At 55.1% G+C, this 25,857-nt stretch carries 13 protein-coding genes; 3 read left to right on the plus strand and 10 right to left on the minus strand.

Annotated elements, in window-relative coordinates:
- Positions 1 to 97: 97 nt before the first annotated feature.
- The gene (locus ACKPCT_RS16385) at positions 98 to 652 is read left to right on the plus strand and encodes an ActR/PrrA/RegA family redox response regulator transcription factor (RefSeq protein WP_244544584.1); all 555 of its coding nucleotides are present in this window, start codon (positions 98 to 100) and stop codon (positions 650 to 652) included.
- A 106-nt stretch (positions 653 to 758) separates the two neighbouring features.
- On the opposite strand, the gene ACKPCT_RS16390 is transcribed toward ACKPCT_RS16385, so the two are convergent.
- The 8 genes from ACKPCT_RS16390 to ACKPCT_RS16425 form a co-directional block, all read right to left on the minus strand.
- Positions 759 to 1,256: an MmcB family DNA repair protein gene (locus ACKPCT_RS16390; protein WP_319567423.1), complete on the minus strand. Its 498-nt coding sequence runs from the start codon at positions 1,254 to 1,256 to the stop codon at positions 759 to 761.
- A 189-nt stretch (positions 1,257 to 1,445) separates the two neighbouring features.
- Complete coding sequence (locus ACKPCT_RS16395; RefSeq protein WP_407652493.1) at positions 1,446 to 2,576, minus strand: BaiN/RdsA family NAD(P)/FAD-dependent oxidoreductase; 1,131 nt, start codon at positions 2,574 to 2,576, stop codon at positions 1,446 to 1,448.
- 221 nt (positions 2,577 to 2,797) lie between these two features.
- Positions 2,798 to 5,401: an ATP-binding protein gene (locus ACKPCT_RS16400; protein ID WP_090069019.1), complete on the minus strand. Its 2,604-nt coding sequence runs from the start codon at positions 5,399 to 5,401 to the stop codon at positions 2,798 to 2,800.
- A gap of 21 nt (positions 5,402 to 5,422) precedes the next feature.
- Entirely contained in the window at positions 5,423 to 7,573 is a 2,151-nt protein-coding gene (locus tag ACKPCT_RS16405) for an EAL domain-containing response regulator (RefSeq protein WP_090069017.1), read from the minus strand.
- 227 nt (positions 7,574 to 7,800) lie between these two features.
- Entirely contained in the window at positions 7,801 to 9,306 is a 1,506-nt protein-coding gene (locus ACKPCT_RS16410) for a TolC family outer membrane protein (RefSeq protein ID WP_319567425.1), read from the minus strand.
- 179 nt (positions 9,307 to 9,485) lie between these two features.
- Positions 9,486 to 10,820, minus strand: a complete 1,335-nt coding sequence (locus ACKPCT_RS16415) for an HlyD family type I secretion periplasmic adaptor subunit (protein WP_319567426.1) — start codon at positions 10,818 to 10,820, stop codon at positions 9,486 to 9,488.
- 216 nt (positions 10,821 to 11,036) lie between these two features.
- A complete protein-coding gene (locus ACKPCT_RS16420; RefSeq protein ID WP_319567427.1) occupies positions 11,037 to 13,571 on the minus strand; it encodes a peptidase domain-containing ABC transporter in 2,535 nt (844 codons plus the stop codon).
- Positions 13,568 to 15,370 carry an ABC transporter transmembrane domain-containing protein gene (locus ACKPCT_RS16425; protein WP_319567428.1) on the minus strand — a complete coding sequence of 601 codons (1,803 nt, stop codon included), beginning with the start codon at positions 15,368 to 15,370 and terminating at the stop codon, positions 13,568 to 13,570. Before ACKPCT_RS16425 ends, ACKPCT_RS16420 begins: the two co-directional genes overlap by 4 nt.
- A gap of 277 nt (positions 15,371 to 15,647) precedes the next feature.
- On the opposite strand from ACKPCT_RS16425, the gene ACKPCT_RS16430 reads away from it, so the two are divergent.
- Positions 15,648 to 22,142: an Ig-like domain-containing protein gene (locus tag ACKPCT_RS16430; protein ID WP_319567429.1), complete on the plus strand. Its 6,495-nt coding sequence runs from the start codon at positions 15,648 to 15,650 to the stop codon at positions 22,140 to 22,142.
- A 133-nt stretch (positions 22,143 to 22,275) separates the two neighbouring features.
- Entirely contained in the window at positions 22,276 to 23,355 is a 1,080-nt protein-coding gene (locus ACKPCT_RS16435) for a DUF2336 domain-containing protein (RefSeq protein ID WP_319567430.1), read from the plus strand.
- Positions 23,356 to 23,465: 110 nt separating this feature from the next.
- Here ACKPCT_RS16435 and ACKPCT_RS16440 read toward each other — a convergent pair whose 3' ends face one another.
- Together ACKPCT_RS16440 and ACKPCT_RS16445 are read right to left on the minus strand one after the other, a co-directional pair.
- On the minus strand, positions 23,466 to 24,755 hold the full coding sequence (locus ACKPCT_RS16440) for a quaternary amine ABC transporter ATP-binding protein (RefSeq protein WP_407652424.1): 1,290 nt from the start codon (positions 24,753 to 24,755) through the stop codon (positions 23,466 to 23,468).
- Complete coding sequence (locus tag ACKPCT_RS16445; protein WP_319567431.1) at positions 24,752 to 25,603, minus strand: ABC transporter permease; 852 nt, start codon at positions 25,601 to 25,603, stop codon at positions 24,752 to 24,754. The genes ACKPCT_RS16440 and ACKPCT_RS16445 overlap by 4 nt, the downstream gene beginning before the upstream one ends.
- Positions 25,604 to 25,857: the final 254 nt, after the last annotated feature.

Below are 25,857 nucleotides of genomic sequence, written 5' to 3' on the forward strand. Positions count from 1 at the left end.
TCGATGCTAGATTAAAAGCGAGACCGATTGCCACACCCCTTTGGATATCGTATTTTAAAGACATGGAAGACGCGCAATCATGACAGGACTAGCAGAAATGACAGTAACTGAACAAGGAATAAGCACCCAGCCGGGCTATCTCTTGTTGGTAGATGATGATCGGCCTTTTCTCATTCGCCTGTCGCGCGCAATGGAAAGCCGGGGATTCACGGTAAAATCTGCAGATAATGTTGCCGAAGCCCTATCCACGGTGAAAGAAGAGCCGCCCCGTTATGCTGTTGTCGACATGCGATTGGGCGACGGCAATGGTCTGGACGTCATCGAGGCCATTCGCGATTCCAATCCTGATGCGCGCACAATCATGCTCACCGGCTATGGCAATATCACCACAGCGGTAACGGCCGTCAAACTCGGCGCTGTCGACTATTTGGCCAAGCCAGCCGATGCGGACGATATTTTTGCCGCTCTGCTGAATGATGGTGAAGTCAAGATCGAGCCGCCGGAAAATCCGATGTCGGCGGACCGCGTGCGCTGGGAGCATATACAGCGGGTCTATGAGCTGTGTGATCGCAACGTGTCTGAAACCGCCCGCCGGCTCAACATGCATCGCCGTACATTGCAGCGTATTCTGGCCAAGCGCGCTCCGCGCTAAAGCCCGGCCCGTCTGGCTGCTTCTGGTACTTCTGCCGCTTTCAGCAAACGCATTTCCTAACCATGGTCTGGTCGCATCTTTCGATGCGGCTTGGGACGTTGTTTTACTACAATTTGGCTGGCTCGATATGCGTCGGCACGCCCGGATCATGGATCGCATGCAGACGCGAGGCAGCGATTTGAGCGAATCGCAGCGTCAGGGCCTTGCGGCGTGCTGCTGCCAGCTTGCGCTGTTCCACATCCCTTATGATTTCGGCGCTATGGGCATCAGCAATGATCAGGCCGGCTTCCTCGGGAAAGATCTCTTCAGGTGTTTCCTGATTGGTCGCGAAGAATAAGCGATCGCAAAAATCCCAATAATCAGGCCACTTTTTGTCGGCACGGAAATCGGCCAGCGAGGACTTGATCTCGACGATCCAGATTTCGCCCTTGGTGTTGATGGCCAACAGATCGGCCCGACGGCCTGACTTGAGTGTCACCTCTGGCAGGGAGACAAAGCCGTGGCGGCGTAAAAGACGCCCTGTGCCGCGCTGAATTTCTAGCGCACGCTCAGACTGTCGCCCATCCACGGGAGCGGAAAGGTCCGGTTTGATCATCTTGCTCATGGTCGGTCTTGGATCGGTTCGAGGTTGTCTTTTTGCCTGAATGCCAGAAAGACTGCCTGTCGAGCAGTGCAGCCCGTCTGGCGTTGGTACGCAGACAGGCCGATTTGAGATCAATTCGCTACGCCCTGCAAGCCTTTTCTGCCAAGGCGGTTATATGATGGATGGCGTAGCTCTACAGGACTGTGAAGGCTAGAGCGCACGACCTGCCGCCACGCCGGACGCCCAGGCCCATTGGAAATTGTAACCGCCAAGCTGACCGGTCACGTCCACCACCTCGCCAATGAAATAAAGGCCAGGCATCGCATTGGCCTGCATGGTCTTGGAAGAAAGCCCTTTGGTATCAACGCCCCCGAGCGTCACTTCTGCGGTACGGTAGCCTTCGGTGCCAACCGGCACCACCTGCCAGCGATGCACGACTTCATCGAGTTTGCGCAGCATCTTGTCGCCTTGCTCGGCAATATGGCCCTTGATGCCTTCCCGTTCGGCAATGGCCTTGGCCAGCCGTTTAGGAAGCAACGTAGACAGACTGGTGGCAATATCCTGCTTGGGGTTGCTCTTGCGCGCAGCGATCAGGGTCTCAAGGCAATTGCCATCCGGAGCCAGATCGATAGTAACCGGTCTGCCTTCCTGCCAATAGGCCGATATTTGCAGGATGGACGGGCCGGATAAGCCGCGATGAGTGAAAAGCAGTCCCTCGCGGAACCGGACCTTGCCAAACCGCACTTCCGCATCCACAGACAGGCCGGCGAGCCCGGCAGCAAATGTCTTCTGGCTATCCGAGAAGGTGAGCGGCACAAGGGCAGCTCTCGTGGGCAAAACATCAAGGCCGAATTGTTTCGCAATGTCATAGCCAAGACCTGTGGCGCCCATCTTCGGGATCGACTTACCACCAGTTGCCACGACCAAGGCGCGTGCCTGCTCGCTGCCCCGGCTTGTGGCGACATGGAACAGCCCGTCGCGCTGCTCGACAACCTTGATCTCCGTGCCAAGGAGCAAACGCCCTCCGGCGGCCTCCAGTTCATCAAGCAGCATGGCCACGACGTCTTTTGCGCTTTCATCGCAGAAAAGCTGCCCGGCGGCCTTTTCGTGCCAGGCAATGGCGTGCTGATCAATGAGCTTGACGAAATCCTTTGGCGTATAGGCCTTCAAGGCTGAAATGCAGAAACGCGGATTGTTCGAGATGTAATTTTTGGCGCTGGCGTCAAGATTGGTGAAATTGCACCGCCCTCCGCCTGAAATGCGGATCTTTTCGCCAGCCTTGCGCGCATGATCAAGCACAAGCACGCGTTTGCCACGGCCTGATGCCGTAATCCCGGCCATGAGCCCCGCAGCACCGGCCCCCAGAATGATGGCATCCCAGAGCTTGCCAGATGGTTTGCCCGTCGGATTATGAGACGGATTGGTCTCAAAGCTGAGAGTATTGGTCTTGTCTTCAGGCATGACGAAAAGCGCCCCTATTGCTCGCGAAGGCCATTTTGGCTCTCAGGCAATAGGGGAGACGTCTCGCAAGGTCAAGGAATAAGCGCAAGGGCGCGATCCTGTCAGTGATTGACGATCAACTCTTTCTGATAGGATGATTGCCGCGCAGCCTCCGGCTTTGGCAGCGAAACCGACAGGATATGCTCAAGATCCGTGATGGCCTCGGACAGATTGGCGGCCAGTTGCACCATGTGACCCGAGCCTTCCTGATCGAGTTCGGCCGCAGTCATGTCTCGCCATGAGAGGCAGAGATCGAATACCGAGCGCGCACCGATATTGGCCGCCGCCGAGCGCAAGGCGTGAGCCCCGTCACGGAACTCGGCATCATCGCGATGATTCACAGCATCATGCAGGCGATGCAAGGCGGCAATGCCGTCTTCACTGAATTGATGAGCGAGATCGACGACAAACTGGTCGCCCCCAAGATCTCTCAAATCTTCAATAATCTGAGTGGTGTACATTTCTTCTAACCCCCAATTGTCAGAAATAGTGATTGTTTTTCTATTGTCAGCAATTTGCTGTTTCTGCTCGATAAATATATCGAGCAATTCCTTGAGCCGGTAACGATCCACCGGTTTGAGCAAGCAAGCTTTCATGCCCGCCTGCAGACACCTGTCCTTGATCTCCATACCGGGATCGGCGGTAAGGGCATAGAGGTGCGGTGGGTGCTGTAAGTCCCCGGCACCCGCCAGAGCCTCTATGCGACGCGCTGTTTCCAGCCCATCCAGAACCGGCATCCGGATATCAAGAAAGGCCAGATCAAATTTGCGATTGCGAATTGCGGCGATGGCCTGTTTGCCATTTTCGGCCAGAGTCACCTGATGCCCCAGGCTGGCCAGCATTCTTTCAAGAACCATCTGGTTGGTTCGATTATCCTCGGCAACGAGAATCTGCAAACTTTCCGCCGGCTTGCTTATCTCTGTGTCACGACTGGCGCTTCGGACGCTGCCATGTCCATGCAATTGCTCGGCAAGGCGCAGCAATTTGCTCATGCGATAGTGCCAGTCGGTGCGATTGAGAAAAGCCAGCCCATGCTGAGGGTGAACAAGAGCCAGATTGGACGCCTGTTCATCAGCGCGACAGATCCAGAGCACAAAAGGCAATCCGCTTCGGCTACAGGATGCGATCTGCATCTGGGTGAGCGCAATATCACACTCCAGCCCCTGACGATCAATCACCACCACGGACGGCATCTGGTCTTCGCAAAAGCTGGTAAGCGCCGTCAGGGCCGTGCGCAGATCGTGATGGACATCACAATAGGGCACGGCAGGCGGCAACATGGTAACCAGCTGCTGGTTTCTGGTGATCATCATGATCGACCGTTTGGGTGTCTCTTCGCTTTCATCTTCTGCTGTTGCTGTCTGACTGTGTTTTAATGCGAGGCCGAAGGGAGCGGTGAAGGCAAAAGTGCTGCCCTCTCCCTGTTTAGAGGCGACCTGAATATGTCCCCCCATGAGTTCTGCATATTGGCGGCACAGGGCAAGCCCCAGACCAGAGCCACCAAATTGCGCCATCACATCATCATCGGACTGGGTAAATCGATCGAAAATCCGCTGCTGGGCTTCCGGTGCAATGCCGATGCCGGTGTCGATCACCTCAAAGCAGATGCGGTGCATCTGGCTATTTTCTTCCACCAGCCGTGCGCGCAAGGTGATTTGTCCCTGATGGGTGAATTTGACCGCATTGCCCATGAGGTTGGTCAGAATGTCTTCCAGAAAGCGCTCATTGCCACGATAAAGACGGCGCAGCGAGGAATCAAAATTGATATTAAGATCCAGATGTTTCTGCCGCATCTGTTCAGAGAAAAGCCGATGAAGGCGGCCCAGGAGCCTGGACAGGTCAAAATCGTCATCATTGACCGGCATGGTGCCATTTTCGGCTCTGGCATAATCGAGCAAATAATTGATAAGACCCAGAAGCGTATCACCAGCCTGAGAGATGGTGCCAACCATGCGCCGCTGATCCGTATCCAGTCTGGTATCGTCGAGCAGATCACTCAGCCCCTTGATGGCTTGCAGCGGTGTCCGCACTTCGTGGCTGATGCCGGCAAGAAACGCCGACTTTGCACTGCTGGCAGCCTCTGCTGTCGCAATGGCCTGCCGGATCGTGTTGAGGAAAGATGTCATCGAAAAGGCCAGAATGATGACAAAGCTGATTTGCAGCAGACAGACAAGATAGCTCGTCTGCCAAAGTTCGAATATATGATAGTGAACGGACAGAACGGCGACGATAGAAATGGCGGAAATCAAAAGATAAACCGTGCCATAGCGAAAGCCTGCAGCCAGCATATTCCACAAATAGAAGGGATATAGCACCGTACCTGTTGGCCCGAGAATGAATGCAAAATAGGTCAAAAGCACCTGATCGGCCCAAATCGCCATCAAGCGTCGACCACTGGAGGCATTGGGAGAAAAAGCCAGATGCGTCGATTCCAGAGCCAGAGCAAGCCCATATAGGCTTGTTGCCATGAAAATTTGCTCATACCCACCTGCAGGTATTTTCTGCAGGAAGAGATAGTCAAAGGCGACGAAGGCCCAAAGCGCCACTATCATGCCAAAACGCAGGATAATTGCCACATGCTCCGTGTCTGGCCTATGAGACAGAATGCCAACAAGCCGCATAACCGGATCGATAACAGTTTCAAGAAAAGAAGTCCGCAAGGCCATGAAAAGTCAATCTTTCGCTGTTCACCCCAGAGATACCAGTTTGGTAGGCATCTGAGCCTGAATGGCCAGTTGCAGTTTTTCTGCCGATTGCGGCTTTCCGAAATAGTAGCCCTGCGCCTTGTCACAATGCTCCAGCTCCAGATGGCGGAGAACCTCTTCTGTCTCGACCCCCTCGGCGATCACCTCGAAACCGAGAGAATGCCCCAGATTGATAGTCGCCCGAACGATGGCGGCGTCCGATGGATTTTCAAGAAGATCATGCACAAAGGACTGGTCGATTTTTAGACGATCCACCGGGAAATGCTTCACATATGAGAGGGAAGAACAGCCGGTTCCGAAATCATCAATAGAGATTTTAACCCCCAGATCGCGTAGTTGCTGAAGCTGTAGAGCAACCTGTTTGCGATCATGCAGAACGATGCTTTCGGTCAGTTCCAGATCCAGCAAGTGCGCAGGCAGCCCCGTTTCGGAAAGAATGCGCGCGACCAGCAACGGCACCGATTGTCGCTGGAACTGCACCGGCGACAGATTGACCCCGACGGAAAATTCCGGCAGCCCCATTTCGCGCCATCGGGCCCCTTGCCTGCAGGCTTCCCGAATGACCCATTCGTTGATTGGCATGATCATGCCATTGCGTTCAGCCCGGGCCAGAAATTCACTTGGTGCGACGAGGGTGCCATCGGCTTCGCGCATTCTGAGCAATGCCTCGCAGCCAACGATTGCGCCTGTCTTGATGTCGACCTGACGCTGATAGAGCAGTTCGAACCGGTTGCTCTCCAGTGCTTCGCGCAAGGTGGCATCCAATCGCCGCTCTTCACGGGCGCGCGCATCCATGTTCGAGACAAAGAAGCTGAAGCCATTGCCGCTCGCGGCCTTGGTGCGATACATGGCAAGGTCGGCATTGCGCATGAGATGCTCGTAGCTGTTGCCGTCTTCCGGGTGCACCGAAATACCGACCGAGGCTGTAACAGGCGTCGATAGCTGCACACCGGCAATCGCGCCGGGCATGATTTCCATCGCCGCCTTGCACATATCCTCCACCTGCGATTCGGAGGTGATGTTGGATTGCAGAATGGCGAACTCGTCGCCCCCAAGACGGGCCACAAGGTCTTCCTTGCCCGCGACAATACGCAGACCTTCGGCCACGCGGGCCAACAATTCATCGCCCGTCGCATGGCCATGCACGTCATTAACCTGCTTGAAGCCATCTAGGTCGATCAAATGCAGGGCAAAGCGTCCATCACCGCGGCGACAGCGCCCGATTTCGCGTTCGACCCGATCTCTCAGCAACGCCCTGTTGGCCAGACCGGTGAGCGTGTCGTGATGGGCCAGATGATGCAAATGGGTTTCTGCCGCCTTGCGGTCGGTAATATCCTGCGACGAGGTTACAACACCGATGACATTTTCCCCTTCCACGAGGGGCGATTTGTTGGTCAGGAAGATGCGTTTGTTGCCGTCTGCACCAACGATTTCTTCTTCAAAGGAACGGATGCCGTGATTGGATGCAATGACCAGTTGGTCGATGGAATCATAGCGCTCTGCAACCTGCGAGCCGAAGATTTCGGCTCTGTGGCGCCCGACAACCTGCTCGACCTTGAGGCCAAGATAGTTGGCCTGATTGACATTCATGAACAGATAGCAACCATCCAGATCGGTTGCGCTGACCATGACTGGGAGCGTGTTGATCACATTCACAAGGCGCGATTCACTTTCGCGCTGTGTCCAGGCAAGGATGCTTTCGCTTTTTTTCAGGGACTCAAGCAGCGAGTTGGCCCGGTTAGAGAGGACCTTACTCTGGCGATGCATTTTGAGAAGGTTACGCGCCCGGGCGATGAACTCCCGGTGGTCGACCGGACTGATGAGTAGATCCGTCGCACCTGCATCCAGAGCCCGAAGCCGCAGGCGCCGATCCTCGAATACGGTGATGACAATGACTGGTACGTCTGCCAGACGTCTGTCAGAGCGGATTTGACCGACAAAGTCATCCCCCTGCATGCCCGGCATACTGAAGTCAGTCAGGATCAGATCGGGGCTGTTTTGTGCCAACCATGAAAGGGCTTCGATTGGCCCCGAGCAGGTAACAACTTCGATTTCGGCTTCAATACGCCGTGCGATCTGAGCATAAATTTGTCTGTTTGTGTTTTGATCATCAACGATCAAGATAAGTGCCATTTTGAGCCCCGCGTGTCCCCTGTGCGTTTTCCGCTCTTCCCCAAGAGCGAACGGCTTCGACGAATTTCGAGACACTGTAGGACAAAGACGTTAATGACACAGGTCAAAAATGAGCAAAGTTGGCTTCCGATGTCCAAAAGGTATGACTATCGTAAATATTGTATTTATGAACACATGTAACCCAAAATGGACTTTGGATCGAAAGCAGAATGCAGGGAGAGTTCTAATCAGCGCAGACCATTCCAGGGGTCATCGGACAGACGAGGTCCAGCCTTCTTGGCAGGCCTTGCTTTCAGCTCTGCCATTTGCCGGGCTCTGGCAACAGCAGCGGCGGCTTGTGGATCATTGCTGACATATTCCTTGCGAGCACCAGAAACAGTCAACTGACCGGTGGCTGCGAGATAGCTGTAGATCGCGATGACGCTGTCTGCCTGTGAATAGATTTCCAGCTCACGGGCATCAAGCAGTGAAACTTCTGCATCCAGAATATCAAGGTAGGAGCGTTGCCCGGCCTTCTCTTCCATCTTGATGCCGCGCAGCAGGTTGCTGGCTGCCTTTACTTCTGCGCTCGCCTGTCGCATGGATGCGACTGCGGCCTGATATCTGAGAAATTGCTCACGCGCGTTGGCCTTGATCCGTGCCCGCAAAGCATTGGTCTGATGAACCTGCTGGCTGTGCGCAGCCCGTGCCTTCTGTACTTCGGCGGAGCGTGCACCGCCATCAAACAGAGGCAGACTGAGGCGCAAGGAAAGGCTGCGCTCGGACTTGTTGGTTTGCGCCGCGCTTGAAGCCAAATTCTCCGAGATATCCCCATTCAGATCGATCGTGGGTAGAAAAGCCCCTTGTGCAGATTTGACCGCATAGTCTGCCGCCTTGTCATTGGCGCGTGAAGCCCTCAGGTCGGGGTGCATGCGCAGGGCCTTTTTCACCGCCTCGGTTTCATCGGCAGGCAAATAGCGCACAGGCATCTGCGGATAAATCAACTCGCCGGGACGATAGCCCACCAGCGCTTCATAGCGACCGGACGCTCCGCCCAGATCGGCGTGCGCCCCCTCCAGTGCAGCTCGGGCCCGATAGAGCAACGCTTCGGTCTTGGCCAGATCGGTTCTGGTCAACTCTCCGGCACGAATGCGGGCTCTGGTTGCTCTATGTTGCTTTTCCAGATTGGCCACATGATCGCGCCGCAAGGCAATCATCCTGCGCGCGGCATAAACATCCATATAAGCCTTGACCGCTTCGAGCAGGACTTCTCGCTCTCGGTTTTTCAGCTGATAAAAGCCAGACTTTTCTTCATATTTGGCCTTGATTAGATTGTTCCTGCCCTGAAAACCATTAAACAGGCGCTGGCTGGCCTTGATGCCATACTGGCTGGTGCGCGTACGCTCGGTGCGGCCCGACTTGAGCCGTTCCTCCACCATCGACTGGGAGGCATAAGCGCTGACCTGCGGCATGAAGGCCGCATTGGCCTTTTTTGTTTCGGCCTGCCTGATGGCAAGGCCGGCTTCCGATGCGTGGATCTCGGGATTGTTGTCGTAAACGTCATAGAGCATCTGTGCCAGATTGTCCGCCAGCGCGGGGCGCACCAAAAGACACAGGGAAGCGCTCAGCAGCAAAGAGGCAAAGCGGGCGCCAAGCCCGACCCGACGGGAGCCCCCTTCGGCCTTGCCCGTCGTGGCAATTGCCATACCTGTTCTCTCTTTGCCATTCATGCTGATCTTCCACTGCGAGGACATGGTTGGAGCTCGCCGCTTACGCGTCACCTCCCTCCAGTCTTATGGAATTATGGTTAATAAAGCGGAAATATGCAGACATGCAAACCAGTTGTCGGCCCATATGAGCAATTAAATCAAGGATATGTTGAGAAAAGCGGCCCGGGATCCGACCCATTCATCTCAAGGACTTTCATGGAGTGTCAGCGCTCGGAGAAAGCCACATCCATGGATCGATAGACCGGCTTAAGCAGATAGCGCGCAAGCGACTTGGAGCCAGTCACGATATCAGCGGTCACGACCATGCCCGGTAATACCGGATAGGCCATGCCCTTGCGATTGAACTCGTTGTGATCAAGCGCGATCTGAACCCTGAAATAAGGCTGGCCATTTTCATCCTCAAAGGAGGTTGCCGAAATGGTCTTCACGTTGCCTTCCAGCGAGCCGAAAACATAGGGGTCGAATGTTGAAACGGTTACCTTGGCGTCGGCATTGAGATGGATATGGCCGATATCTTTCGGTTTGACGCGCACCTCGGCGATGATCTTGCGGTCATCGGGCACGATCCGCGCCACCACTTCGCCGGAGCGAACCACCGCCCCCACCGAATTGACCGGCAGTTCCTGCACAATGCCATCCGTCGGCGCAGTCAGATCAAGGCTGGTGACACGATCCTGCTGCTTGGTCAAAAGGCGATCCACCTCGGCCAGTTCGCTGGCATTCTTGGACTTTTCCTTGGCCAGATCGCTAAAGATCTTGGCTCGAGCTTCTTCCAGCTGTATCTGGGCTTCCTTGACCTGCTCGCGCGTTGTCGAGAGCCGGCCATCAAGAGAATAAAGGCGGGAGCGCGCTTCTTCCAGCGCGGCTTCAGCTTCCAGCACCGAGCGGCGGGATGCATATTGCTGCTTGAGCAGGCCATCGAGCATCGTAAACTGCTCCTTGGCAATCTCCATACGCTTTACGGCGCTTTTCTGCTCTGCAATCGTCGCCCGATATTCCGCCTCGCGACGGGCCAACTGGGATGCATATTTGGCCAGCTCGCGATTGATACGGTCTTTCTCGGAGGAAAAGACACTCATTTGCGACTGCGCAATGTTGCTATAAAGGCGACCTTCCTCGCCAAAGGAAACGCTTTCCTGCTGCTGCATGAGAGCATCAGTGGTGGAGATCGCCATACGAAGGGACGCAGCCCTGATGGCCAGTTGGTCGCGCTCGCTTTCGGTTGCCGTCGGGCGCAAACGCACCAGCGGCTGGCCAGCCTTGACCCTGTCGCCCTCGGACACCAGAATCTGGTCGATATAGCCACCCTCAAGATGCTGGATGGTCTGGACAGAGCCAACCGGCTGTATCTGACCGCCAGCATGGGTAACCTCCAGCACAGAGGTGACAAAGGCCCAGATGATGAAGGCTCCCAGAAAAATAAAGCACCCCGTCACCACATAGGCAAAGAGCTGGGGCGGCTGTTCAGCCTCCAGCGCCAGCGGCAATGTCAGGGTCTTGGAGTCAAGACCTGTGCTTTTTGAAGCAAACAACTTCACTGAATTCACCCCGGAATGCCCTCGCATTTTCCTAGGAAAAGCGCAAGACCCGTACCCGTTATGCTCATACTCGAGACCGGAAAACCGACCAGCTTTCCCTTCTGGAATATGATCCCACATGTTCGCGAGCAGCCTATGCCACAACACCAAGTCAACAATAGCGCGCTTAGGGTTAATACATCCTTGCCCAAAAGGCGTCTGTTTGAGAGATCTGTCTTAGGCAACCGATTTGTTGAAGCTGTCCAATTGCGGCAAGATCTTTTCAGGCGGCCCATTCATGATGACCTGCCCTTCATGCAGCACCAGTATGCGGTCTGCCATTTTCATGTGGCTAGGCCGCTGCGTGGTAAAAAGAATGGTAGCCTCGCCCCGCATGGCTTGCAGGTGATCCATGAATTTGTGATCGGTTTCGAAGTCCAGATAGTTGGCGGGCTCGTCAAGAAAATAGTAGGTCGCGGATTTGCTGAAGCTGCGGCATAGCAAAAGCTTCTGTTTGAGCGCATCCGACATCTGATGCACGGTTTCCGCCTTCAGGCGTGTTTCCATCCCCTCAGGCAAATCCGGATGGTCTGCCTCAATATCGAAGGTCTGCATGAGCCCCGCCATCTTGGCACAATCGGCCTCAGGGTCATTGAGATGAAAATTCTGCGCAACCGTTCCGTAGAAAAAAGTGGCATTGTCTGGCTGGTAGCTGATCTCGAAGCGCAATTCGCCCAAATCGATCTGCCGGATATCCAGATGGTCAAAACCCACCGCACCAGCGACAGGACGATAAAGACCGGCCAGCAATTTAAGGAAAGTGGATTTACCGCCGCCGCTTGGTCCGGTAATGGCGACGATTTCGCCTGGATTGATGGTCACATTGGCATTCTTGATCGCGGCGTCTGCAGCCTGCGGATAACGGAAGGATAGATTCTTGGTTGATATGTGCCCCTGAAATTTACGCGAAATGCTCGGCACGATACCGGGCATGCGCTCTGGCTGGGTGCGCATCAGATTATTCACCATGCGGATGGCTTCAATCAGCTTGCCCACACGGGAAAGGCTGAGAAAGGCATTCTGCAGGGGCGCCAGAACCCGCCAGATGAGGGCCATGATCGCAATCAATCCGCCAACGCCCAGATCCCCTTCCATCACCATGATCGTACCTGCTCCCAAGGTGGTGATGCCAGCCCCCATGGACAGGGCTTGCGAGATGGTCTGCACTTGGCGGGAGAAATGCTGCGCACGGAAATCAAGAGCAGCAAAGCTGGCGGCTGCGTCCTCATAGCGTTTCTGCCAGATGGCTTCCCCACCGACATTTTTGATTTCGCGATGCATCAGAAACAGCTCCATCATGATGTTCTGTTTCTTGGATTTGGCATCGCCCGATTGCATGGTCTGGCGCTTGGCGATCGGAATGGTGACCATGGCCAATATCGCATAGAGCCCCACCAGCGTAGCAGGAATGGCCGCGATCCAGCCGCCGATCAGCGCAATGGCCGTGATAAAGACGAGCACGAAGGGCAGGTCCAGAACGGCGGTGCCGAAGGAACCCAGAAAGATTTCACGCAATTTTTCAAATTGCCGCAATCGCGCCAGCTGCGCACCGATGGAGGCATTCTGCACCATGCTATAGGGCAGATAGAGAAGGCGCTGGAAGACCTCAACCGACAGAGCGGTATCGAAGCGAGCGCCGACATAGGCCAGAATGCGCGTACGCAGGGACCGCAGCGCATAGTCCGCCGCAACGATCATGCCCACGCCGAGGACAAACATCATCAGACTACCCGGCGCTTTGGACGGGATCGCGTAACCATAGACAGTCATGATGAAGATGGGCACGGCCATGGCGGCCAGATTGATGCCGAAATTGATGACAAACAGCGAGAAGAACAGCTTGCGAAAGGATGCCGCAGCGTGGGTCACCCAGCCGAAGGATTGGACAAAACGGGTGCGGCTGACCACGTCCAACGGCTTGATATGGTGGATGATCACCGGCTGCCCGGGGCAGGCAATGATCTCCTCCTCGCCGGTCCGACCATTAAAGCAGGTTATCCGATCGGCACCAAAGTCGACGGAAAGAACGATACGGACAGTGTCGTCCGCTTCATCCTGATACAGGCAGGGCAGCTTTTCTTCCGACAGGGTGGCAAGCTTGGCTTCATCCGAAATGGCTACATAATTGAGCCGTGTCAGAACGGCTCTCAGCCCCGTCATGTCATGAACGGTATTGAAATGGGGCAGCACCTGCGCCAGATGACGTCCGCTCCCCGCCCAGCCGATAAGCGCCAGCAAAACCTGAACGCACCGGCCTGCCGAACTGGTATAATCAATCCCCGACCAGCGTTCTTTGATACCAAGACGCTGTTCAAAATCAGAGAAGGGCATCTCCTGCCCAGACAAGCTTTCGCTACTACAAGCTGGCCGATACGCTTCCTCAGCGTTGCGATCCTTCCGCTCTTCAGGCTTTGGCTTGCCTACATCTGCCGCAAAATGTTGATCAGCCGAATAATCTGCCAGCTCCGCAAGACTCACATCCTCTTCGCTGGCATGACGGGCCGCTTCGGATAGGGTTGCGCCTTCAAGCGGATTGTCGTCGGCCCGCTTGAGCAACATCGGTTTGCCCCGCGCCTTGCCCCTGCCGCTACGCTTGGCTGGTGCAATCGGCTTGATCTGAAGCTTGCCAACCCCTTGCGCTCTTTGCTCTTCTGGCCCGGCCTTTTCCTTATTGGAAGACTGGCCGTTTCTCCTTCTTGTATCGTCTATCATTCCACGCCTCCAACGGCTGATTTGGCGTCTGGTCGCGATGCAGCCTGTTGACGCGCTTGGGCGCCCTCAAACGGCATGAGCGCACCATCTTTGAGAATGACCTGCTGATCGGCAAGGGAGAGAAAGGAGGGACGGTTTGACAAGAAGATAATGGTCATGGAGCCACGCAAGGCCTCTATCCCTTTGCGTAAAAGGGTGTCAGAGCGCTGATCCAGCATGGCGTTGGCTTCTTCCAGAATGAGAATTTTGGGCTTACTGGCAATGGCTCTTGCAATGCAGATACGCTGGCGAAAGCTCGGCGGCAGCGTTTCGTTGCCACCCGAACCAAGCATCATGTCATAGCCATGAGGCAGTTGTTGGATGTCACTTTCCAGCCCGATCAATTGGGCGGCTTCACGCGCATTCTGCAACCCCTCACGAGGGTTGAACAGCGTGAGATTGTCCAGAATCGATCCGCTGAAAATAGCCGGACTGTTGGAAACATAGGCAATGGAAGCAGAAACATCAGAGTTCACCAGATCGTGGATCGAACGCCCACCCAAGAGGATATTGCCCCCGTCCGGAGCGATCTTGGTGCGCAGAATTCTGAGGAAATCATGATCATCGCTCGTCAGATTGCCCTTGATCCCGATGGTGGCCCCATGGGGAATGATCATAGAGATCCGGTAAGCGCCATGGCCATCGCCCATTCGGGACGCCATAACAGCTTCATCCAGGATGACCTCTCCGGACGCCAGTTCGGCAGGAGCCATCACCTTGTCCGGCTCTGGATTGACCGACAGGAGTTCGTCAACATTCTGCTTGACCAGATCGAAATTACTCAATTCACTCCACGAGCGAACAGAACGCACCAGAACCTCGACCGCCCGGCCCCCCAGCAGCAGACAACAAGCCAGCGACCCAATGGACTGGGTGCCCTCAATGACAAGCAAGGCCCCGCTGGAAACAATCGTGATCATGGTGATGGAAGCAAAGGAAGCACTCAGGGACTGCGTTGCCCCGTCCAGTTTGACCGAACGATGAAAGGCAACGGCAATGGCTTCCTGCAGCCGCTCATAACGGCGCATCATCTGGGGCTCACAAGACATGGTCTTGATCGATTCAATGCCCGACAAAGCTTCAATCACGAAGTCATATTTACGCCGATCCAACTGTTGCCGTTCATCCTGCAGGCTCTGGATATCCTTGGCGCGCTTGAGCAGCCGCCAGGCGAAAATGGAAAAGACAGCAACCAGCAATCCGGCGATGGTCGGGCTGACGATGGCCATCACGCCCAGAAAAATGAAGATAAAGGGCAAATCAACCAGCCCCATCCGGGCTGGACCGGCAAACATACGCGCAGTGGTCGAGAGCGCATTCATGCGATCAATATGCGTACTGGCCGCGCTCTTTTCCAAAGCCTCGGGCGGCGCTCGCAAGATCCGTTGGATCGCCTCCACGCCCGATACATAATCAATGTAGGATGAAGACCAGCCGGAGATATGCGAGCGAACCACTTTCAGAAGGGTATCAAGGATCAGCACGGTGACGAGACCAGCAATCAAATAGAACAGCGTCGCATAAGACTGGTTGGGTATGATGCGGTCATAAATCTGCAAGATGACCAAGGGCATACCCAGTCCGAGCATATTGATGACAAAAGACGCCGCCATGATCCGCTTGGGAACACGCACCTGTTCTGCGAACCATGTTGTCTGCATGGAGCTAGGAGGTTGAAAAACCGCGTGGAACCGCGCTACGCCAGCTCGAAAGGCAGCGATCATGCCGTTTGGTTTTTCAGGCTTGCGACCTGTCATCATTCATTGCGCTCATGTGTCATTACCCTGCCGCAGTGGTGACCGGGAGGACAATTGAGTTAACGGAAATTTCCAGACTTCCCCAATATGGCGCCAACTCTCTTGATCTTTTCTTAACCACCTTTGTAATTTTTGGACAATTCCAATTCAATTAAACCGAAAAAGCCGCTCTTAACCCATTCATAACCAGTTTCCGAAAGGCCCGATTAAGCACGCATATTATAGCGTCAGGGCCAAATGCCTGATCGCAGAAGGCGTAATCGAGTTAAGGAACCTGGCAATGGCTGACACCAATACCCCAGATGTAAAATCCGAAGCGGCTGCATCCAAATTTGAATCCAACCGCGCCCAGCAGACCCTGCAAAAAGCAGAAATGGAAAAAGCCAGTGACTACGACACCGGCGACCATATTGCACTGCGTCAGGATATCCTGAACCCGAACCTTCATTATGGCCTCGCCAATGAGGACGAAACGCTGCTTCCGACGCAGTCACCCGGTGAAGCAGATGGCAGCGCTGCCGATGTTGGCTCTGGCTCTCTGTCGACACAGCCCTCTTCGCTTGCATCTGCCCCGGCTGGTGATGATTTTGTCTCTCCTGTTTCCTCTTCCGGATTGTCAGCCCCGGAAGATATTGCCAACGCAGGTCAGGAAAGCCCTATCCTCTCCATCAACAATGGCTCGGCAGACTTGACGCGCAGCGAAGCTCCGCTTAGCGACGATGAGGCCTCTGTTCTTCCGACGGCACAGAGCAGCCCGATCAACACGGCGTCGCCCTCGGGAGGCACGCTGCCTCCTGCAAATGGAGGCGGCACACCAGAGGAAAACACACCTGTTGAAGCAGACGACATCGCAGAGACCACGGGCGAGAATAGTGTTCTTTCCAGTTCTGTCACCGCGACCGATCTGGATGGGGATACGATAAGCTATAGCCTTGATGGCCAGCCATCCGAGGGCATCGTTACTCTCAATGATGACGGCTCCTACAGCTTTGATCCGGGCACGGCCTTTGATGATCTGGCAGTGGGGGAGAGCCGTGAGGTCTCCTTTACCTATACCGCTGATGATGGCAATGGCTCCACCGATCAGGGCACCGTCACCATTGAAGTCACCGGCACCAATGATGCGCCAACCGCGGTGGATCTGTCAGCCAGCTCCGTGGACGAGAATGCCTCCGGTGCGGTTATCGGCACCCTGTCCACCACCGATGTGGATGCGTCCGATACCCATAGCTACAGCGTCGATGATGCCCGCTTCGAGGTTGTCGAGCAGGATGGCGCCTATGTCCTCAAGCTCAAGGAAGGCGTCTCCCTTGATCATGAGACCGAGCCGACCGTCACCCTCACGGTGACCACCGACGACAATAATGGCGGCAGCTTCAGTGAAGACTTCACCATTGATGTGGGCGATCTCAACGAGGCCGTCACTGCCAGTGATGCCTCAGAGACCACAGGCGAGAATAGTGTTCTTTCCAGTTCTGTCACCGCGACCGATCTGGATGGGGATACGATAAGCTATAGCCTTGATGGCCAGCCATCCGAGGGCATCGTTACTCTCAATGATGACGGCTCCTACAGCTTTGATCCGGGCACGGCCTTTGATGATCTGGCAGTGGGGGAGAGCCGTGAGGTCTCCTTCACCTATACCGCTGATGATGGCAATGGCTCCACCGATCAGGGCACCGTCACCATTGAAGTCACCGGCACCAATGATGCGCCAACCGCGGTGGATCTGTCAGCCAGCTCCGTGGACGAGAATGCCTCCGGTGCGGTTATCGGCACCCTGTCCACCACCGATGTGGATGCGTCCGATACCCATAGCTACAGCGTTGATGATGCCCGCTTCGAGGTTGTCGAGCAGGATGGCGCCTATGTCCTCAAGCTCAAGGAAGGCGTCTCCCTTGATCATGAGACCGAGCCGACCGTCACCCTCACGGTGACCACCGACGACAATAATGGCGGCAGCTTCAGTGAAGACTTCACCATTGATGTGGGCGATCTCAACGAGGCCGTCACTGCCAGTGATGCCTCAGAGACCACAGGCGAGAATAGTGTTCTTTCCAGTTCTGTCACCGCGACCGATCTGGATGGGGACACGATCAGCTATAGCCTTGATGGCCAGCCATCCGAGGGTATCGTTACCCTCAATGATGATGGTTCCTACAGCTTTGATCCGGGCACCGCCTTTGATGATCTGGCAGTGGGGGAGAGCCGTGAGGTCTCCTTTACCTATACCGCTGATGATGGCAATGGCTCCACCGATCAGGGCACCGTCACCATTGAAGTCACCGGCACCAATGATGCGCCAACCGCGGTGGATCTGTCAGCCAGCTCCGTGGACGAGAATGCCTCCGGTGCGGTTATCGGCACCCTGTCCACCACCGATGTGGATGCGTCCGATACCCATAGCTACAGCGTCGATGATGCCCGCTTCGAGGTTGTCGAGCAGGATGGCGCCTATGTCCTCAAGCTCAAGGAAGGCGTCTCCCTTGATCATGAGACCGAGCCGACCGTCACCCTCACGGTGACCACCGACGACAATAATGGCGGCAGCTTCAGTGAAGACTTCACCATTGATGTGGGCGATCTCAACGAGGCCGTCACTGCCAGTGATGCCTCAGAGACCACAGGCGAGAATAGTGTTCTTTCCAGTTCTGTCACCGCGACCGATCTGGATGGGGATACGATAAGCTATAGCCTTGATGGCCAGCCATCCGAGGGCATCGTTACCCTCAATGATGATGGTTCCTACAGCTTTGATCCGGGCACCGCCTTTGATGATCTGGCAGTGGGGGAGAGCCGTGAGGTCTCCTTTACCTACACCGCTGATGATGGCAATGGCTCCACCGATCAGGGCACCGTCACCATTGAAGTCACCGGCACCAATGATGCGCCAACCGCGGTGGATCTGTCAGCCAGCTCCGTGGACGAGAATGCCTCCGGTGCGGTCATCGGCACCCTGTCCACCACCGATGTGGATGCGTCCGATACCCATAGCTACAGCGTTGATGATGCCCGCTTCGAGGTTGTCGAGCAGGATGGCGCCTATGTCCTCAAGCTCAAGGAAGGCGTCTCCCTTGATCATGAGACCGAGCCGACCGTCACCCTCACGGTGACCACCGACGACAATAATGGCGGCAGCTTCAGTGAAGACTTCACCATTGATGTGGGCGATCTCAACGAGGCCGTCACTGCCAGTGATGCCTCAGAGACCACAGGCGAGAATAGTGTTCTTTCCAGTTCTGTCACCGCGACCGATCTGGATGGGGATACGATAAGCTATAGCCTTGATGGCCAGCCATCCGAGGGCATCGTTACCCTCAATGATGATGGTTCCTACAGCTTTGATCCGGGCACCGCCTTTGATGATCTGGCAGTGGGGGAGAGCCGCGAGGTCTCCTTCACCTATACCGCTGATGATGGCAATGGCTCCACCGATCAGGGCACCGTCACCATTGAAGTCACCGGCACCAATGATGCGCCAACCGCGGTGGATCTGTCAGCCAGCTCCGTGGACGAGAATGCCTCCGGTGCGGTCATCGGCACCCTGTCCACCACCGATGTGGATGCGTCTGATACCCATAGCTACAGCGTCGATGACAGCCGCTTCGAGGTTGTCGAGCAGGATGGCGCCTATGTCCTCAAGCTCAAGGAAGGCGTCTCCCTTGATCATGAGACCGAGCCGACCGTCACCCTCACGGTGACCACCGACGACAATAATGGCGGCAGCTTCAGTGAAGACTTCACCATTGATGTGGGCGATCTCAACGAGGCCGTCACTGCCAGTGATGCCTCAGAGACCACAGGCGAGAATAGTGTTCTTTCCAGTTCTGTCACCGCGACCGATCTGGATGGGGATACGATAAGCTATAGCCTTGATGGCCAGCCATCCGAGGGCATCGTTACTCTCAATGATGACGGCTCCTACAGCTTTGATCCGGGCACGGCCTTTGATGATCTGGCAGTGGGGGAGAGCCGTGAGGTCTCCTTCACCTATACCGCTGATGATGGCAATGGCTCCACCGATCAGGGCACCGTCACCATTGAAGTCACCGGCACCAATGATGCGCCAACCGCGGTGGATCTGTCAGCCAGCTCCGTGGACGAGAATGCCTCCGGTGCGGTCATCGGCACCCTGTCCACCACCGATGTGGATGCGTCCGATACCCATAGCTACAGCGTCGATGACAGCCGCTTCGAGGTTGTCGAGCAGGATGGCGCCTATGTCCTCAAGCTCAAGGAAGGCGTCTCCCTTGATCATGAAGCGGAAACCAACGGCACTGTTTCCTTCACGGTCACCTCTGATGATGGCCATGGAGGCACTTTTGATCTGCCGGTTCAGGTAACGGTAGGTGATGTCAACGAAGCTCCGACCCTTACAGCGTCCGGCTCTTATAACTTCCTGTATAACGGAAGCTTCGAAGTGTTCAACGGCGGCGTTCATGGTGGCGGCGATGGAACCGGCTGGTTCGAAGATGCTTATATCGACGGCTGGACGCAGAGCAGCATCGATGTGCATGAGGCAGGACATATGGGACTGGGCGCCACCGATGGCGACTACCATGTCGACCTGGCGGCCCAATCCAACGGCACGCTGACGCGTGAGCTGGAAGGCCTCGAAGATGGCGAGACCTACAGCCTTTCCATGGATCTGAAATCCCGCGGGATCTATGGAGATGGCGTAACGGGTACCGCCGAACAAGCACTGGGCCAGAGTGTGGTTCAGGTGGTTTGGAACGGTGAGATTATCGCGACCATCGATCCGGCCAATGAAGGCCTCGGCTGGAACACATACACGCTAGACCTGACCGCAGGGTCGGGCGATGGGTCCAACACAATCACCTTCATTGAGATGGGGTCGGAAAACTCCTACGGCACACTGCTTGATAATTTCCGGATCAACGATTCCGATGGTTTCGGCGTGCTGGAAAATGAAGCTGGGGCTGAAATCGCGACACTCAGCGTGAGTGACGTCGATGATGGCGACAGCGTTTCCTACAGCGTTGATGACAATCGCTTCGAGGTGGTTACTCAGGATGGCGCGGTCATACTGAAACTCAAGGATGGCGTTTCGTTGGACTATGAAACCGAAAGCTCCGTCGATGTAACTGTCACGGCGACCGACAGCGGCGATCTTTCAACCAGCCAGACCCTCACAGTTGTTGTCGGTGATGTGGACGACCTGAGTAGCCTAAATCCGATTCACGGCAGCAGCTACAACGATACGCTCAACGGCACAAGTGGCGATGACATGATCACCGCCTATAGCGGCAATGACGTGATTGCCGGATACGGCGGCGAAGATGTTATCTATGGCGATGTTGGCCAGGATACTATCGATGGTGGCACCGGCAATGATGACATTTATGGCGGAGCCGATTCAGACACGATCTCCGGTGGAGACGGCAACGACTTCATCAATGGTGAAGACGGGTCGGACGTGCTTTACGGCAACGCCGGGGCTGATGCACTTCACGGCGAAGCGGGCAACGATGCGCTTTATGGCGGGGCAGGCAACGATACGGCTTATGGCGGCACAGGCGACGATATTCTCTTCGGTGGTGAAGGGTCGGTCTCGACAGTTACCACCTTCACAGATCAAACCGGCTCTACCAATCCCTTCAACGGAATTGATACCGGCTCCTATGCAAGACCAACGCTCGTCGATATCGACAATGATGGAGATCTTGACCTGTTTGTGGGCCAGAATGACGGGCACCTCGCCTATTATCAGAATACCGGCTCGGCGACCAACCCCGTCTACAATCTCGTAACATCCAACTATGCAGGCATTGACGTGGGCACTGATGCCGCCCCGACATTTGCGGATCTGGATGGCGATGGCGACATGGACATGATGGTTGGCAACGGAAGTGGAGATTTTCTGTATTATCAGAATAACGGCACTGCCTATAACGCCAACTGGTCCGGGGCCTATAACCTTGGTGACTACGGGTCGGATATGACACCCACCTTTGTCGACATCGACAATGATGGCGATCTGGATATGTTCAGTGGTTCACATGACGGTACCTTCATCTATTTCGAAAATACCGGCAACGCCTATAATCCGAACTACTCAGCTGTCGTCTCGGATCCTTATGGGCTAGGAGTTGATGATCTAGATACATCGGTCACCTTCTCCGATCTGGATGGTGATGGCGATATGGACGCGCTGTTGGGCACAGACGATGGCACCTTCTATATTCAGGAGAATGTGGGGGATGCCAACAATCCGTCCTTCGCTACGGCAGTCGATGCGTCCTCGACCGGCCTTGTCAATAGCGATTCCGAAACCGCTCCAGTCTTTGCCGATATCAATGGCGATGGCGTTCAGGATGTTGTCTCCGGTGATATTCATGGCACGATCCAGTATCTGGAAGGCAACAGCTATACCACCTTTACGGATATTTCGGGCTCTGGAGATGATTCCCTGTATGGCGGAGCAGGCAATGACACCATCATCGGCGGAGATGGCAACGACTATCTCTCGGGTGGCGAAGGGGATGACACTTTCATCTATATGGTGGGAGATGGCAATGACATCATCGATGGGGGCTCGGTTGGAGACTGGACGGACTCTCTGGAGATCCTTGGCGCCGATGGCACCGACTCGACAACCTATGGCACCGACTGGACGATCTCGCTTAATACCGGCACCGTGACAATGGTTGATGGCAGCGACCAGATGCTATTGTCCGATGACGCGACCGGCACCATAGACTTCAGCGACGGCAGCCAGATCGAGCTAGAAAATATCGACAATGTGTCCTGGTAAATGACCTTCGGTTTAAATCAAATAACCCTGCAATTTTAAAGGGTTATTTGATCATTCGTGTCCACAATCGATTAACTCAATCTTAGAAACGAAGAGATATAGTCTTTTAAAAATGCAAAGCAAAGAGGCAACCATGTTGGATAATATTACAGACCTCGCCAGAGAGAAATCGAGCGACAAAAGACGTGAACTGCTCGGTCGAGTGGCGGATCTGTTCTTCGATGGTGCCGAAAACCACACCGAGCAGGGAACGCTGATCTTTAGAGATATCGTTCTGAAGATGCTCAATGACGTCAGCGTCGAAGGACGAGCCGAGTTTGCGGATCGGGTAGCCACGGAACAAAGGCTGCCCAATGAGGTCGCTCTCAAGATGGCTCAGGATGATGTGTCCGTCGCAGGACCGATGCTCCAGCATAGTCCCGTTCTTACCGACGATGACTTTGTGCAACTGAGCCAGACCCTGCCGGAAACCCATCTGGAAAGCATCGCCCAGCGCGAACATCTCAGTGGCACCGTGACTGATGCTCTCATCGAGAATGGAACGCGCGCTGTCTGGCACAAGGTCACACAGAACAAGAGTGCGGAGATCACATCCAAGGGCTTTAACACCCTGGTAAACAAGGCTGATGGCGACGCAGTATTGCAAGCCAACCTCTGCTCGCGACCGGACATTACGGAAGATGCGGCCAAGCGTCTGCTGCCATTGCTTCCGCCGGAAGGAAAGGCGCAACTCGCCCAATTGTTCCAGGACGATGAGAAGGCTGCGAACGCTCTGGTGGACCGGGCCAAAAAAGCGGCTGCAGATCAAAAGATCGTTGGCCGTCAGAAGCGGCTCGAAGCCAAGATCGTAATTGCGGATGTCAGGGATGGCAAACTGGATAAATCCGATGCTCTTTGCATGCTGGTTGAGACCAACCGCGGGCCGGATATCGTGATGTTCCTGGCGGCCATGGCTGATCTGGATGAGCCGATCGTATCCAACGCCCTCTATCAGACCAACGACGAGCCGATCAGTCTGTTGTGCAAATCCATTGGCATCACCAGTGGGGCATTTGGCAAACTAATGGGCCTGAAGGCAGACAAGCTCAACAAGAGCCTCGCAGAAACCGGACGGACAGTCGCCTTCTATAAAGATCTTGATGTCTCATCAGCTCAGCGCGCCATGCGGTTTGTTTCCATGCGCAAGAATATGGGCACAACGAAAGCGGGCTGATTATCGCCAATCGCTTTTGTATGCATCTTCTTTGACTGCATATAAAAAGGGTGGCCAGCGAATGGTCACCCTTTTTCATGTCATAAGCTTGGCAAGTGCGCTCTTTTGCCTCAGGCTGAGGTTGTCGGCTGCTTGACCTTGCTCTCGTCTTTTTCAGCAGGCGTCTCGCTGCCCTCTTCAGAAGGAGCGCTCTTGTCAGTATTTGCCTCTTCAGATGAGGCTTCGGGGCTGAGCACTTCGGCCAGAGCATCCCGAGACAGACTGCCCATGAATTCGCCTTCTTCATCCACGACCGGAACGGGATAGTCCGACGCCAGAGTTTCGGGCAGGATTTCTTCTAGCGCAGCATCCGGAGCAATTGGCTCAAGATCTTCATAATGCTCCTCGGTCAGCTTGGCCGTCTTGTCTTCCTGATAATATTCCTCGAGGCTTTCCTGCGACAGCATCCCCTGATAACCATCATCGGTGACGTGATAGGCGTAATCATCCTTGTGCGCACGCATCTGCTTGAGAGCCTCTTCGATGGTCGTTGCGGTGATGCGGAATTCCTGCGGCTGCATCACGGTTTCAACAGTCAGGGCGCGCGCCCGGTTTACGTCACGCACAAAGGCTTCCACATAGTCCGTCGCCGGATTGAGGAGAATTTCCTCAGGCTTGTCGTCCTGCACCAGTTCGCCATCTTTCAGAATGGCAATATTGTTGCCAAGACGCAGTGCTTCATCCAGATCGTGGGTGATGAAGATAATGGTTTTCTGCAATTTTTCCTGCAGTTCCACCAGCTGGTCCTGCATTTCGGAGCGGATCAGCGGGTCAAGCGCGGAAAAGGCTTCATCCATGAGCAGGATATCGGCATTTGTCGCTAGAGCACGGGCCAGCCCGACGCGCTGCTGCTGACCACCGGATAGCTGTGCCGGATACTGGTTCTCATAGCCTCCCAGCCCAACCGTTTCGAGCCACTCAATCGCACGCTCGTTGGCTTCCTTTTTCTTGATGCCCTGAATGGTCAGGCCGAAGGACACATTGTCGAGCACCGTGCGATGCGGCAACAGGCCGAAGCGCTGGAACACCATGGACATTCTGTGGCGGCGGAATTGCTCGAGATCTTTCTCCGCCAGGCTCATCACATCGGTTCCACCCACCAATATCTGCCCCTCGGTGGGTTCGATCAGCCGGTTGAAATGGCGAATGAGTGTGGACTTGCCCGAACCGGACAGGCCCATGATAACGGAGATATCGCCTTCCTTGATGGACAGGTTGATGTCCTTGAGGCCCAGCGTGTGGCCTGTCTTGGCCAGAATCTCGTCTTTGCCCAATCCCTGATGCACCAGCGGCATATGCGCCTTGGGGTTTGAACCGAACAGTTTATAGAGCCCTTTAACTTCAATAAGAGTGTTGCTCATGAATGGGCTCCTTTCATGTGCTTCTGGCTTCGCTTGGCGTATGCCTGAGACACGCGGTCAAAAATGATGGCCAATGCTACAATGGCCAGACCGTTAAACAGACCAAGCGTGAAATACTGGTTCTGAATGGATTTCAACACCGGCTGACCGAGGCCCTTCACGCCGATCATCGACGCCACGACAACCATGGCCAGTGCCATCATGATGGTCTGGTTGATACCCGCCATGATGTTGGGCATGGCAAGCGGGATCTGTACGTTGAACAGACGCTGTCGCCCATTGGCACCAAAGGCGGTGGCCGCTTCCAGCACTTCGGAATCCACCAGCCTGATGCCCAGATTGGTCAGACGGATCACCGGCGGAATGGCGTAGATGACAACCGAAATCAGCCCCGGAATCTTGCCGATGCCCAACAGCATGACCACCGGAATGAGATAGACAAAGGCCGGCATTGTCTGCATGACATCGAGGATCGGCATCATGACCTTCTGGAATCGGTCAGACCTAGCCATGCCGATGCCGATGGGAATACCCAGAACAATGGAAATCAGCGTGCAAACCGTGATCATCGAGAGGGTCGACATGGTGTCTTCCCACATGCCGAAAAAGCCGACCAGCAGAAGGGCAATCACGACACCTGTCAAAAGCTTCCAGGATCTGCTGGCGAAATAGACGATCGCCCCAATCACCAGGATGATGATGGGCCAGGGTGTATTGATCAGCAGTTTTTCAAACCATACGAGAAAAGCCAGAATGGGATGAAAGATGCTTTCAATCGCATCGCCATATTCTCGAGAGAATGCCTTGTAAGCGCCATCAAGCGTCTTACGGATAGTCAGCAGCTCCATTCGGCTCAGCTGGGGGAATGAGGTTAACCATGACGCATCCGCCATATAGACTCTCCAATTGTTACCATAAAGCGGCAGTTGGTCCTCGTCTTGTCTCGATTTTCAAATCGATGCCGCCTCAATCAATTCACCAATCTCCTTGTCTGCGGCCAGCTCTGGTTCACCATTGGCAACCAGCTGAGGGCAGAAAAGCAGACCTCCCACGAAGAAACCCGGACGACATACATCGCCCGGGGGAATCGCACCTTTTCAGG

The sequence above is a fragment of the Cohaesibacter marisflavi genome (assembly GCF_963665895.2).
In the GTDB taxonomy this organism is placed as follows: domain Bacteria; phylum Pseudomonadota; class Alphaproteobacteria; order Rhizobiales; family Cohaesibacteraceae; genus Cohaesibacter; species Cohaesibacter marisflavi.